General features: G+C 36.8%; 15 protein-coding genes. 10 read left to right on the top strand and 5 right to left on the bottom strand.

Annotation, left to right across the window (positions count from 1 at the left end):
* Positions 1–386 precede the first annotated feature (386 nt).
* From BJK46_RS06780 to BJK46_RS06770, 3 genes are read left to right on the top strand one after another with little or no spacing between them, the layout of a single operon-like run.
* A complete protein-coding gene (locus tag BJK46_RS06780; RefSeq protein ID WP_015729544.1) occupies positions 387–629 on the top strand; it encodes a hypothetical protein in 243 nt (80 codons plus the stop codon).
* A gap of 27 nt (positions 630–656) precedes the next feature.
* Complete coding sequence (locus BJK46_RS06775) at positions 657–1,436, top strand: N-acetylglucosaminidase (protein WP_015729543.1); 780 nt, start codon at positions 657–659, stop codon at positions 1,434–1,436.
* A gap of 19 nt (positions 1,437–1,455) precedes the next feature.
* On the top strand, positions 1,456–2,583 hold the full coding sequence (locus BJK46_RS06770) for an FAD-dependent monooxygenase (protein WP_103263586.1): 1,128 nt from the start codon (positions 1,456–1,458) through the stop codon (positions 2,581–2,583).
* 200 nt (positions 2,584–2,783) lie between these two features.
* Here BJK46_RS06770 and BJK46_RS06765 read toward each other — a convergent pair whose 3' ends face one another.
* From BJK46_RS06765 to BJK46_RS06750, 4 genes are all read right to left on the bottom strand, one after another.
* Entirely contained in the window at positions 2,784–3,746 is a 963-nt protein-coding gene (locus tag BJK46_RS06765; protein WP_099986782.1) for a 2-hydroxyacid dehydrogenase family protein, read from the bottom strand.
* Positions 3,747–3,809: 63 nt separating this feature from the next.
* Complete coding sequence (locus BJK46_RS06760) at positions 3,810–4,124, bottom strand: DMT family transporter (protein ID WP_014613160.1); 315 nt, start codon at positions 4,122–4,124, stop codon at positions 3,810–3,812.
* Positions 4,121–4,447 (bottom strand): DMT family transporter, encoded by a 327-nt coding sequence (locus BJK46_RS06755; RefSeq protein WP_015729540.1) that lies wholly within the window; start codon positions 4,445–4,447, stop codon positions 4,121–4,123. Before BJK46_RS06755 ends, BJK46_RS06760 begins: the two co-directional genes overlap by 4 nt.
* A 317-nt stretch (positions 4,448–4,764) precedes the next feature.
* A complete protein-coding gene (locus BJK46_RS06750; protein ID WP_014613162.1) occupies positions 4,765–5,343 on the bottom strand; it encodes a CHAP domain-containing protein in 579 nt (192 codons plus the stop codon).
* 670 nt (positions 5,344–6,013) lie between these two features.
* Between BJK46_RS06750 and BJK46_RS06745 the strand changes: the two genes are divergently transcribed.
* The 3 genes from BJK46_RS06745 (at position 6,014) to BJK46_RS06735 (ending at position 9,261) form a co-directional block, all read left to right on the top strand.
* Positions 6,014–7,090: an NAD/NADP-dependent octopine/nopaline dehydrogenase family protein gene (locus BJK46_RS06745; protein ID WP_014613163.1), complete on the top strand. Its 1,077-nt coding sequence runs from the start codon at positions 6,014–6,016 to the stop codon at positions 7,088–7,090.
* A gap of 25 nt (positions 7,091–7,115) precedes the next feature.
* Positions 7,116–8,513, top strand: coding sequence for a Na+/H+ antiporter NhaC (gene nhaC / locus BJK46_RS06740; RefSeq protein ID WP_103263585.1), 1,398 nt, complete (start codon positions 7,116–7,118; stop codon positions 8,511–8,513).
* A 271-nt stretch (positions 8,514–8,784) separates the two neighbouring features.
* On the top strand, positions 8,785–9,261 hold the full coding sequence (locus tag BJK46_RS06735) for a hypothetical protein (RefSeq protein WP_014613165.1): 477 nt from the start codon (positions 8,785–8,787) through the stop codon (positions 9,259–9,261).
* A 163-nt stretch (positions 9,262–9,424) separates the two neighbouring features.
* Here BJK46_RS06735 and BJK46_RS06730 read toward each other — a convergent pair whose 3' ends face one another.
* Positions 9,425–10,153, bottom strand: a complete 729-nt coding sequence (locus BJK46_RS06730) for a CHAP domain-containing protein (RefSeq protein ID WP_015729537.1) — start codon at positions 10,151–10,153, stop codon at positions 9,425–9,427.
* Positions 10,154–10,857: 704 nt separating this feature from the next.
* Between BJK46_RS06730 and BJK46_RS06725 the strand changes: the two genes are divergently transcribed.
* The 4 genes from BJK46_RS06725 (at position 10,858) to BJK46_RS12180 (ending at position 13,301) form a co-directional block, all read left to right on the top strand.
* Positions 10,858–11,910 carry an LLM class flavin-dependent oxidoreductase gene (locus BJK46_RS06725; protein WP_014613167.1) on the top strand — a complete coding sequence of 351 codons (1,053 nt, stop codon included), beginning with the start codon at positions 10,858–10,860 and terminating at the stop codon, positions 11,908–11,910.
* Positions 11,911–11,923: 13 nt separating this feature from the next.
* Positions 11,924–12,277, top strand: a complete 354-nt coding sequence (locus BJK46_RS06720) for a DoxX family protein (RefSeq protein WP_014613168.1) — start codon at positions 11,924–11,926, stop codon at positions 12,275–12,277.
* Between the two features lie 462 nt (positions 12,278–12,739).
* Entirely contained in the window at positions 12,740–13,087 is a 348-nt protein-coding gene (locus tag BJK46_RS06715) for a transcriptional regulator, SarA/Rot family (RefSeq protein ID WP_014613169.1), read from the top strand.
* Between the two features lie 49 nt (positions 13,088–13,136).
* Positions 13,137–13,301 (top strand): hypothetical protein, encoded by a 165-nt coding sequence (locus BJK46_RS12180; RefSeq protein WP_180946499.1) that lies wholly within the window; start codon positions 13,137–13,139, stop codon positions 13,299–13,301.
* The last annotated feature ends 150 nt before the right edge of the window (positions 13,302–13,451 follow it).

Below are 13,451 nucleotides of genomic sequence, written 5' to 3'. Positions count from 1 at the left end.
TAAAGTTAAATGACGTTGTTTAGCCTTTAACTGATCCCTCAAGCGTCTCGGCCAGCGTTACAAATCAATCAGTCAATTTTGATTAAATGTGTAGCATCGTTCATGCAACCTTAGAAAGAGAGCGATTGATAAAATGTGACATCCATCACAAAGATAAAAAGTAAGAGAGAAAACAATACTCTGAAATATGCATTTCTTCAAAAATGAATCGGTGCTATTCTTCTAAAAAAGGGTGTGGGATGGGTATGCATTTTCAGTTTACATAAAGTTTTAAAGCTCGCTCTACGTGTATCAGGTCGTTTTATGCAACGTGCTAAGAATGAATGCTGTGTCGCGATGATGTTCGTTTCATGATAAAATAATACAGGTATGAAAGAGGTGGGAAAATGGATACAAAAAAGATTAAAATATTAGGTATTGTTTCCAATGTATTTTTAATTTTGGGATTGATTTTACTTGTTTTTGTCAGTGCATGGATTGCGCTCGTTTGCTTTTTAATTTCGTTAGGTTTGAGTCTCGTGTTATTCAATATGCTTTTTCACGGTAAGCGTGCGGTAAAGATTATTGTTAATATCGCGTATTTTGTAGTTTTATGTGCTGTAGGTGTGATGATTTATATGTCGAGGTAACATCAATCATGTAAAGGAGTCTATGAGATGAATCGGTCGCGTAAAGTGAAACCTTTGAAAGCTATTATTATTGTATTATTTGTGTTATTTGTCGTTTTATTTGTGGTCAATGAAACGTCTCTTTTTAAAAATGATAAAACACATACATTTGATGAAGCTTTTGCCAAACAAATGCAAGGGGATGCGTTACATACAAAATCTAAAGGTAACCAGTTTGTCAATGCTTCTAAGCAAGACATCAAAGCTGCGATGACTGTTGACCACAAAGATTCAGATTTGATGTATATGGATTTATCTGAACCGATTGAAATGTCGGAAGATGAAGTGAATGACATGTTAAAGGGGAACGGCATTTTAGAAGGGCATGGGAAAGCTTTTTTAGAGGCACAAAAGGAAAATGATGTCAATGTCATTTATTTAGTGAGCCATGCGCAGTTAGAAACAGGAGAAGGTCGGTCTGCTTTGGCGAAAGGTTTACGCAAAGGTGACGCTCGTTATTACAATTTTTTTGGTATCGGTGCGTTTGATCGTAAAGCTGTCAAAACAGGCGCAAGTTATGCTCAAAAAGCGGGATGGACTTCACCTGATAAAGCGATTAAAGGTGGTGCGTCTTTTGTAAGAACGCAATATTTTGAAAATGGCCAGCTCAACTTGTATCAAATGCGATGGAATCCGCAAAGCCCTGCGACGAATCAGTATGCGAGCGACATCGATTGGCCGGCTAAAATTGCTGCACGTATGGAAGTTTACTACCAAAAATATGGTATTAAAAAAGATGATATTCGAAAAGATTTTTACAAGAAATGATCAATGACGGGGTGATGATATGAAAATCGGCATTGTGGGTGCAGGCATTGGTGGTCTTACAGCTGCAATAATGCTTCGAGCACAAGGACACGATATCTCAATTTATGAAAAGCAAGGCACTATTAGTGAGGTAGGTGCGGGCATTGGTATTGGAGACAATGTGATTCAAATGCTCGGCGAACATGATCTCGCTAAAGGAATCAAAAATGCCGGTCAAGTCTTGACAGCGATGCGTATTTTTGACGAGCAAGGCCACATATTAAATACATTGCCATTAAGCGATAAAAACACGAATGTAACGTTAGAACGTCAAACATTAGTGGACCTTTTAAAATCCTATTTAGATGATGAATTGTTTCATTTTAACCACAAAGTGACGCATGTCGAAAGTAATGGGACTACTGGGACGATTCATTTTAAAGAGCAAAGTGCAGTACAAGTCGATATGATTATTGGTGCTGATGGGATTCGTTCACAAGTGAGACAATCTGTTCAACCTAAAAATAAAGTTCAATATCAAGGATATACATGCTTTAGAGGAATAGTTGACGATATGGACATGTTAAAACCGATAGCCGATGAATATTGGGGACAAAAAGGACGTTTCGGCATTGTTCCATTATTAGATGGTCGGGCATATTGGTTTGCGACGATGAATGCGAAAGAGAATGATATGCACTTTAAAAAGTTTAATAAACCTTATTTACAAGCGTATTTTAATCATTTTCCAGAACCAGTGCGTAAAGTATTAGATTTACAAGCTGAAACTGCGATTTTGCATCATGATATTTATGATTTGAAGTCATTGTCGACATTTGTGTATGAAAAGAATATCGTGCTATTAGGTGATGCAGCACATGCGACAACACCGAATATGGGTCAAGGTGCAGGTCAATCGATGGAAGATGCGATCGTTTTATCAAATGTGTTGAAAAAATATGACACGCTCGAAAGTGCACTGAAACGCTACAATCGATTACGTGTGAAACATACCCGACAAATCACGAAGCGTTCGCGTCAAATTGGAAAAGTGGCGCAAAAAGCGAATGGACTTAGTATTAAAATGCGAAATCGATTCATGCGATTGTTGCCAACATGGGTCATGAAACGACAAACACAACTTTTATATCGTACGAAAAGTGAATAATAAAAGTAAAAACAGAGACTTGGAGATTATGTTTTCTCAGTCTCTGTTTCTGTTTCTATTTTTTAAATTGCTATCGATTAAGTCGTCGAAAATTAAGAATGAATTGGGAGAAGGGACATAGAAAAATTTTACGTACGCCCCATCTCACTCCTTTATTTTACATGTAGTTCAATAGATAAAGGCAAGGGGTGTGGCATCGATTATTTTGGCAAGTTAACGATAAAATCAGGTGTTTCCCCATTAGCTTTTTTAACTAAGTTATTCGCAACGATTTCTGCCATCATATCACGTGCTTCAAATGTTGCATTACCGATATGCGGTGTAATGACCACATTATCTAATGATTTGAGACCTTCCGTAATTTTTGGCTCAAATTCATAAACGTCAAGTGCAGCCCCTTCAATCGTTTTGTTTTGGAGGGCTTCTAATAATGCTGCTTCATGCACGATAGGTCCGCGAGAAGCGTTAATCAGATAACTTGTTGGTTTCATCATTTCTAGCTGAGGTGTATCTATCATATGACGCATAGACGGTTGATATGCAGCGTTAATAGCAACAAAATCTGCTGTTTGAAGTAACGTGTCTAAATCTAAATATTTCGCGCCTAATTCACGTTCTTTGTCTGGTTTTTGGTGTGGCCCTGTGTAAAGAATATCCATATCAAATCCTTTCGCACGACGCGCAACGGCTGTACCAATTTCACCTAAGCCGATAATACCTAATTTTTTACCAGATACTTCACGACCACGGAAAAATAACGGTGCCCACCCATTGAAGCCTTCATTACGCATTAGACGATCACCTTCTGCAACACGACGTGCTGCAGCAAGTAAAATCGCCATCGTTAATTCAGCCGTTGAATTTGTAGAGGCTTTAGGTGTGTTTGAAACATCGATATTTTTTGAACGTGCATAATCGACATCGACATTATTGAAACCTGCACCATAATTGGCGATAAATTGTAAATTTGAACCACTATCAATCACTTCTTGGCCCACTTCTGTAGATAATAAACTGACGAGTCCGAAAGCGTCTTTAACGCCAGTTTTAAGCGTTTCTTTATCAATAATTCCTTCACCTTCGTACATCTCAACTTCAAAATGAGCTTTTAATATTTCAAGTCCTTTTTCTGGGATAGGACCTGCAATAAATACTTTTTTCATATGCGATTCCCACCTTTCTTCTCTAGTATATGAAACCCCTTTCTAGATTACAAGAAATGCCGGTTATACAACTAATTTCAATCCAACTGCAGAAATGATAATCAAGAAAATGAAAAAGATTCTTATAAATTGTTTGGATTCATGATAAACGACCATTCCTAAAATCGTACCACCTGCTGTGCCGATTCCTGTCCAAATGGCATAAGCGGTTCCCATTGGTATGTCTGCCATTGCCCAAGAAAGACTGGCTAAGCTCAAAGCAAAGGTGATAGCAAGTAATACAATAAAACGTTTTTGATGTTGGCGTGCATATTCGTTTAACCAAAGCACGCCTAATACTTCAAATAAGCCTGCTAATAAAAGTGCGAACCAACTCATTGCTGTTCACCTGCCTGATCTGTTGTTAATTTGAGACCGATAACGCCGATAAGTAATGTGAGGATGAAGCACAGTTTGATGAAACTCACTGACTCATTGAAAAACAGCATGCCGACAATGACTGTGCCTAACGTGCCAATACCGACGAATACAGCATATACTGTGCCTACAGGTAAGATGCGTGAAGCAGATATCATCATCCAAAAACTTAAACTGATCAGCGCAATGGTCAATATCCATTGGTAAAGGAGATGAGAATGCGTTAAGCCAATAACCCAGACCACTTCCATTAAACCAGCGAAAATCACTTTCGTCCATTGCATGTGAAATGCCTCCTTGAAATCATATAATGCCATCATATAATGAATATTCATTTGTCGGCAAGATGAAGATGAGCCATACAAATTTTTGATGCAATATTTTTGTTAAACTCGTCCTATTCTTAAGATTTCTGCGTTTGATTATCCACACGATAGCATCCAATTTTTACGTCTAGTTGATCCTCATTTTTTGCCGTTGTTATGATCAATAAGATAGGGGGTTGGAAAACTCAATGTTCTAATCTCATATACACAATAAAAAACCATTGCTGTATGCTGTAACAACAATGGTTATTTTAAATTTAATGATTCATGTCATCCTATACGTGAATGTAGTTGTATGAACTAGCTTCAGATGCAGAGATTGTACGTGTACTTATGTTGAATGGACCGCCGTCATAGTTCATTTCTGATACTGTAATTGAACCATCTTCATTGACAGATTCAACGTATGCTACGTGCCCCATAGGACCTGCATTTGATTGTAAGATTGAACCTTCTTCAGGATTGTTGTCTACAGTGAAACCTGCAGCTGATGCTGAGCTTGCCCAGTTGTTTGCGTTACCCCAAGTTGAACCAATTTCACCACCAACTTTGTCATACACATACCAAGTACATTGACCAGGTGTATATAAGTTTCCAGCACTTGTTACGCCAGTTGATTGTGTTGAAGTAGATATGCTTGTTGTATTTTGACCGTATGTGTATGTTTGGTTGCTGTTTGCATTGTAGTTGTAGTTTGTGTTACCTTGTGCATTTGTGTTGTAACCGTAGTTGTAGCTGTATGAATAGCTGTAATTACCTTCAGCAGCGTCAGCGTTATCGTGTTGTAAGCCCACCGCAGCGGCAGCACCTAATCCAGCAGTTAATGTAGTTGTAGTAGCGAATTTTTTTAACATAATAAAAGTCCTCCTAAAGTTTTTGATTGTTTATTTTAATTTGAGAATTGTAAAAGTTGGTTTGTTTAATTGAATCGTTCTTTTAACGACAATATGAACTTTATCAAAAATTGAGCCGTCTGTGTGGAATGTTACAGTTTTGTAATTGAATTAAAACTCGAATGGGATACGATGTAATCTCATGACAGCGACACTTTTCCTTATCAAATGTAGATTTAACGCGCTATTTAGTTTTGTTTTTAAACCTTTTATCATTCAAGATGTTACAGTGAATGTAATATTTAGAGCAATGACTTAATTTGTTTTAGACTTTAAAAATGCAACGTCATTAATTGGAAAAAATGAACTAAAACGAAACGTACAAAAATGAATTGTTTTATATCAAGAGTTAATTGAAGGTGTTGAAAAAGTTCGATTAAAGTAAATGCTACATGGGAAGCAGGCTATGAGGATGGGCAACGAGCAGTCTATCAATATGTGTAGCACTAAAATAAAAAAATCAGCAACATAATTGTGCGCATAAAGGGTATAACTAAGCAACAACGCGATGAGAATGCAACGATATTCAAAAAATTGTTTTCTTTTGATAATCGTTCTGTTACGATTCATGTTGAGTCACAATTCGATGACACGACATCAAACAGAAAAAAACAGAAAGAAGGGTAAATAAATGAAAATAGCAATTGTAGGATCAGGTAACGGGGCAGTGACAGCAGCGGTTGATATGATGAATCAAGGGCATCACGTCAAACTGTATTGTCGTAACCAATCCATCAGTAAATTTGATTATGCCATTGAACAAGGTGGTTTTAATTTTAATAATGAGGGCACAGAAAGTTTTGTACCGTTCACAAATATTAGTGACGACATGGGCTATGTCTTAGAGGGTGCTGAAATTGTTATGTTATGTATCCCTTCGTCATTTATCGAATATTATGCGGAATTAATGTCATCGCATATTAATAATGATCAAATTATTTTCTTTAATATGGCAGCAGCAATGGGGTCAGCACGTTTTATTAAAGTTTTAGAAGAATACAAAATAGAGACACGTCCCATCTTTGCAGAAGCGAACACATTAACGTATGGGACACGCGTCAACTTTGAAACAGCTTCAGTCGATTTATCATTAAATGTACGAAAAGTTTATTTCTCTACATTAAATGAAAAGGATTTAACAAAAACCTTTAAAAAAGTGGAATCGCTCTATCCATATATTGTTAAAGAAGAAAGTTTATGGCGTACAAACTTAGAAAACGGTAATCCAGAAGTACATCCTGGACCAACGTTATTGAATGTGGGACGTATTGATTACAGTGGAGATTTTGCGCTTTATAAAGAAGGAATTACAAATCATACGGTGCGCTTGTTACATGCAGTCGAAGTCGAGCGTTTAACGTTAGGACGTAAGTTAGGTTTTGAATTGGAAACGGCGAAAGAAGCCCGTATTGCACGTGGTTATTTAGAGCGTGAGATGGAAGATGAACCACTCAACAAACTGTTCAATCATAGCCCGGTCTTTTCACGAATTCCAGGGCCGAATAAAGTAAACAACCGTTATTTAACTGAAGATATCGCTTATGGCCTCGTCTTATGGTCGAGCTTAGGTAGGGAAATAGGGGTGCCTACACCGAATATTGATGCGATTATTGTAATAGCGTCAACAATTTTAGAGCGTGATTTCTTCAATGAGGGCTTAACAATTGAATACTTAGGAAGAGAAAATGTAGGGTTAGCTTCTTACTAAAAATACAAAGGGGAGTGTGTTGTGTATGAAAAGAAAACCTACTTTATTAGAGTCACTGTCAACCATTTTCGTGATGATGATTGTGGTTTGTGTAGGCTTTATCTTTTTTGAAATACCTGTACAACCTTTATTAATTATCTCAGCAGCGTATGCGTCATGGATTGCATGGCGTGTCGGCTTACGTTGGAAAGATTTAGAAGAAGGGATTACGGATCGTTTAGCGACAGCGATGCCTGCGATATTCATTATTTTGACAGTCGGTATGATCGTTGGTTCGTGGATGTATTCAGGCACTGTACCTGCACTGATTTATTATGGTTTGAAATTTTTAAGTCCGAGTTACTTTCTCATTTCGGCATTTCTCATTTCAGCCATCACTTCAGTAGCAACAGGGACGGCATGGGGGTCAGCATCCACTGCAGGTATAGCTTTAATGGCAATCGGCTTACATATGGATATTCCAGCAGGCATGGCAGCCGGTGCAATTATTTCAGGTGCAGTATTTGGAGATAAAATGTCACCATTATCGGATACGACCAATTTGGCATCATTAGTGACACGTGTGAACATTTTCAGCCATATTAAACATATGATTTGGACGACTGTACCGGCATCTATGATTGGCCTCATCGTTTGGCATATCGCATCAAGAAGATTTTCAGTTCAGACGAATACAGAGCAAATTGACGCATTGTTAAAAGACATTGCTACAATGTACGATATTAACTATTTCATTTGGCTTCCGTTAATTGTCATTGTCGTGTGTCTCTTAGCTAAAATTTCAACTGTACCATCGATGCTCATTTCAAGTGTCGTAGCCATTTTCGTTGGTTGGTTAAACAACGGATTTCAACTTAAAAATGGCTTCATTGCGACATTTAGTGGTTTTACACCAAAAATGTTACTTGGTCAAGAAGGCTTGTCTCAAAAAGCGTTGTCATTGATTGAGCAAGGTGGCATGATGAGTATGACGCAAGTATTAGTGACGATTTTTTGTGGCTATGCTTTCGCAGGAATTGTCGAAAAAGCGGGCTGTTTAGACGTAATTTTGCATAGCATTTCTAAAAATATTAATTCACGCGGTCAGCTCATTCTCGTGACGGTTATCGGAAGTTTAATGATGGTGCTCGCTGCAGGGGTGGCGTCAGTTGTGATTATTATGGTCGGCGTCTTACTCATGCAAATGTATGACAAAATGGACCTGGATCGGGTGAATTTATCGCGAACATTAGAAGACTCTGGTACGATGATTATCCCACTCATTCCATGGGGGACCTCAGGCATTTATTATACGCAACAACTGGGTGTCGGTGTCGGTCAATTTTTCATTTGGGCTGTACCATGTTATCTTTGCGTACTTTTCGCATTGTTCTATGGCTTTACCGGCATCGGCATTAAAAAGAAAGCATCTGCTTCATTATAAAAAGGATAACGACGCATGATTAAAAGTATATATTCTGAAATCAAAAACAACTGATTTTAGGTATATGCTTTTTTTATAAGTTAAATAAATCAGTACGATAGGAGTGAGAAATGAAGTGATTGCAAAGTCTTATCGTAAAAGGGGATATGGGTATCAAAATAAAAAGAAAATTTTAAATAATTGAATCATATATGTTTTAGCTAGATAGAAAACGGTTATAGTATAAACATGAAGAGGTGATTCCATCTTATACTTAATAGTTCTAGTAGCGATGATTCTATTATGGTTTGGGATTCACCGATACATCAATCACGATGAAAAACAACTTAAAAGTCCTTCTGTAATATTATGGGCTATCAGCCTGTTACTGTATTTTGTAGCGATTGTACTGTATCAGACTGATGCCCTTCATTTATATGAGCGAATCCATGAAATTGCACTTGTCACAGTTTTTGGTTTCATTGTGGTTTGGACTTATTCACATCTTTATCGCTCTATAGATACTATCGTTTATACAGTGATGATTGTATTGTTCACACTTGTTATTTTTGCCACAAGTGGCCCAAGCCTGTTGGTTTCTGATGCCATAACGATGATGCTCGTCATACGCTTGATTTTGACAGCAGTGTTTGTAGGGATAGGTGTACACGTCGTCATTAAGCAACTGAAAACTAAAAACATGGAAAACTTCCCATTACTCTATTTCTTTGCATTTGGTTATTGGGTAACGATTGCTTATTGGTTGTAAAGCATGAAGTGGTTTAAAGTGATGAGTTGGCATGTATGGCGAGCGTAGCGATTTTCAACTTGTGAGATTGTAAAAGAGAAGTATGTGATTCAACTTAAAAATACACAAAAAAGAACCCTCTGCATATCAAAATGCGGAGGGTTTAATATATGAAAGATTCATGTTAGTGAATGTAGTTGTAAGATGCTGCTTGGCTAGCTGAGATTGTACGGCTTGTTACAACACCAGGACCGTAACCGTAGTTCATTTCTGATACGCGAATAGAACCATCAGAACCAACGCTTTCAACGTATGCTACGTGACCGAAAGCACCTTGAGTTGTTTGTAAAATCGCGCCTGCTGATGGGCGGTTGTTTACAGTGTAGCCTGCTGCAGCTGCTGCGCTTGCCCAGTTACTTGCGTTACCCCAAGTTGAACCGATTGTACCACCTACACGATCAAATACATAATAAGTACATTGTCCTACAGTGTATAGGTTCGCACTTGATCCACCTCTTGATACTGAACGTGTAGACGTTGTAGTTGTTGTATAAGATGATGCGTAATCACGTGAACTGTATGAGCTAGACGTGCTTGTCGTTTGTGTTGTGTATGATGGTGCGCTGTAAGTACGTGTTGGTTGCGTGTATGAAGAACCTGCTGTTGCATCGTAACCAGTGTAGTAAGAAGCTGATGCGTTACCACCGTTAAAGCGCTCTGGTGACCAGTTACCTTCCCATGTGAAGTGGTAGTTTCCTTGATTGTCGATTGTGTAAGAATAGCTATAAGACGTTGGGTCTTGTGGGTTATATCCACCGTTGTATTCTGCTGCTTGTGCATCGTGACCATGAGCTAATGTTAAAGCAGCAACTCCTGCTGTAGCGATTGAAGTTGTAGCGATTAATTTTTTCATTGTAAAAAATCCTCCTAGATAATTTGTTCAAGATTATAAAGTAATTCACTAAAGTGTGATTTGATTTTCTGTATAAGTATAAACCAACTGTTGTGGTTTAATAACGATATATACTGTATCAGAAAAAAAATCGCTTGTGTAGTACTTCTTTGTTTTGTAATGTTTAATCATTTTGATGGAATTTGATGTAATATTAGCGTGGGTTATAAAGCGCTTTGTTAAGGGGTTTTTAGACAAAAAAGAAAACTTTTGAAAGTATTTTAAAATATTTTGTTACATAATTGTAATATAGTTACAGAAACATTTCGCCGCAGATTTTTAAGCAGTTTTTGTGTTATGAAAACAAAAGAGAAAATATACATAAGGCATTGAATTGGGCATATTTATGCATCTTTAACTGCATATGTGGGTAAAGTATAGATGAATGTCACCTTTATTTTGCCTCAAAGCTAAAACATCACTTGAATGTATTTTTATTAATGAAGAAATAGATTTAATTGAAAGTTTGTGAACGTCTTTTTATCTATTATAATAGAAGAAAATAGAATAAAGCATGATTGTTTATCTATACATATAATAGAAGAAATGTGTTATTTTAAGGCGGGTACGCTATAAATTGAAATCGGAATCTTTCTTATTGACAAATCGTATAAGAGAGGGATATAATCTTAGTATAATTTTTATACTTGAAAGGTGGTGTTGAGATGAAAATTGAATTAGGATTAACATCTTTTGCAGATAACCAAGATATGCATACAGAAAATGGTGTATTACCAGCAATTTCAAACGGAGAACGTATTCGTAATGTTGTTGAAGAAATTAAATTAGCAGATGAAGTAGGCCTAGACGTCTATGGATTAGGGGAACATCACCGCCCTGACTACGCTGTATCTAGCCCAACAACAGTGCTTGCGGCAGCAGCGGCTGTAACTAAAAACATTAAATTGTCGTCTGCAGTAACGGTTTTATCATCAGATGATCCAATCCGTGTGTATCAACAATTTGCGACAATTGATGCATTATCTGATGGACGTGCAGAAATTATGGCAGGTCGTGGTTCATTTATTGAATCTTTCCCATTATTTGGTTACGACCTTAAAAACTACGAACAACTTTTTGATGAAAAATTAGAGCTATTATTGAAAATTAATCAAAATACGATTATACACTGGGAAGGTGCATTGACACCAAATATTGATGGACGTGGTGTATATCCACGTGCGGTACAAAAAGAATTACCAGTGTGGTTAGCAACAGGCGGCACACCTGAGTCATCATTAAAAGCAGGATCTTTAGGTTTACCGATTACTTATGCGATAATAGGTGGTGACCCAAAAAGATTTAGACGTAATATTGCGATGTACAAAGCTGTTGCTGAATCAAATGGTCATAATGGTGACACACTTCAAGTTGCTTCTCATTCTTGGGGTTACGTTGCAGATACGGATGAACAAGCGCAACGTGAGTTTTATCCTAGTGTAGAAGCACATCATAATGTATTGGCTAAAGAAAGAGGTTGGCCACCATTCTCTAATGAGCATTTCCAAAGAGAGATTGGTCCAAATGGTGCGATGTACGTTGGTAGTCCAGAAACAGTCGCACAAAAAATTATTGATACCATCGAGGCATTAGGTATTACACGATTTATGTTACACTTACCATTAGGTTCTATGCCACATGAAAGAACAATGCATGCAATTAGACTTTTTGGGGAAAAGGTAAAACCTATCGTCGATTCATATTTTGAAAACAAATAGGAGGAATTTAGAAATGATTTTACGTTACGTTACAAACTTAAAGGTAGCAAAGCAATTATATGATGCAGCTCAACCAAAATTGAAAGGTGACCAAGGTATGAAGGACGCTTTTAAAATGTTCAACTTACCTGAAAGTATGGTTAAAGTGATTGGAATTACTGAAGCTGTTGCTGCTGGTCTTTTCGCTATTAGTATTTTTGACAAACGTTTATCACAAGTTGCTTCAGTGTTAACACTTGGTGTATTAGTAGGTGCAATTTACAAACACATTGAAGCAGGTCAAGGTAAAGAAGGTGCACAACACGCAATCGACGTGGCATCTTTAGCAGGGTTAAGCTTAGTTGACAACTTAGTTAACAAAAAATAATTACAATAACATATTCATTTGATGTTTATTGTACTAGCTCTTTAGTTTGAAAATCTATTATTGATGACGATAACTTAAAAATGAATATTTAATAATTTAACCTACAAAGTATTTCGCTTTGTAGGTTATTATTTTTTTATTTCTTCTAGGAAATACTATTGATTGTTAATAAGACATTTGCACAAAACTCAATTGTTGTTCGATTAAAATCGAAGCTTAAAAATAATTTATTTATAATCTTTATTTTCCCTTATTTGAGGCATTTTAGTCCATCGCTTGTTTTTCTAAAGAAATAATAACAAAATTTTTTTCTGAAACAGTATACAGAAAGTAATTGAAAAAAAGACGGATTCGGTTTAAAATATAAACATTAAAATATTAAATTTCCGAGTTAATATAGTTATTAGAAAAATTAGAGAAGAAACCTATTAAACTTGGCACTTATCTATAGGGGGTAAGCGTATGGAAAAGTATAAAATCAAAAATATGAAAGAATTAATGACGATCAGCTTCACGACAAAAGGGATTTACACAGAAATTAAGAAAAAGTATAGCTTAACTTACGAGGAACTGTTCATTTTAACGTTTATTTTGGAACATCAACAAGAAACTTATAACGTGAAAGATATTATAAGATCTTCTAAGTTTAAGCCATATTACATTACGAAAGCGATGCAAAAGCTTAAAGACTTTGGTTTCTTAACTAAAAAGCGTAATGAACAAGATGAAAGAACAGTCATTATTGAAGTTTCAAAAGAGCAATACGAAAAAATTGCGAGTTTATTTAACGAAATCGAAACGTTACTTTAAGCATATCATTGACGGATTGACAGCATGTAGCATGAATGAGCAATAAACAATGAACAATATTGGATTAGCGGCAAGTAGTTTCGGATTGAAGGGCATATCATCTGTTTCTAGCAGCGACATATCCAAAGAAAACCGCTATCTAGATGGGGTCTTTAGTGCACTAAAGATAGTGAAAAAGAGATGGGGAATAAGCGACAAAAAGCGTACACCATAAGCTTTTTGTCGCTTTTTTAGTGCGCCCGGCATGGGTAACATCTTGACGGTGAAAGTCCGTTACAGGCTTGGTAGTAGGAACTGTTAGCGAAAGACAAGGGTGTCCATTGCGAAGTGGAATCTGAAGGAAGTCGGACGCAAACACTCGCAC

The sequence above is a fragment of the Staphylococcus pseudintermedius genome (genome assembly GCF_001792775.2).
GTDB lineage: Bacteria > Bacillota > Bacilli > Staphylococcales > Staphylococcaceae > Staphylococcus > Staphylococcus pseudintermedius.
The sequence above is the reverse complement of the archived record's forward strand: the minus strand, read 5'-3'. Positions and strand labels throughout refer to the sequence as shown.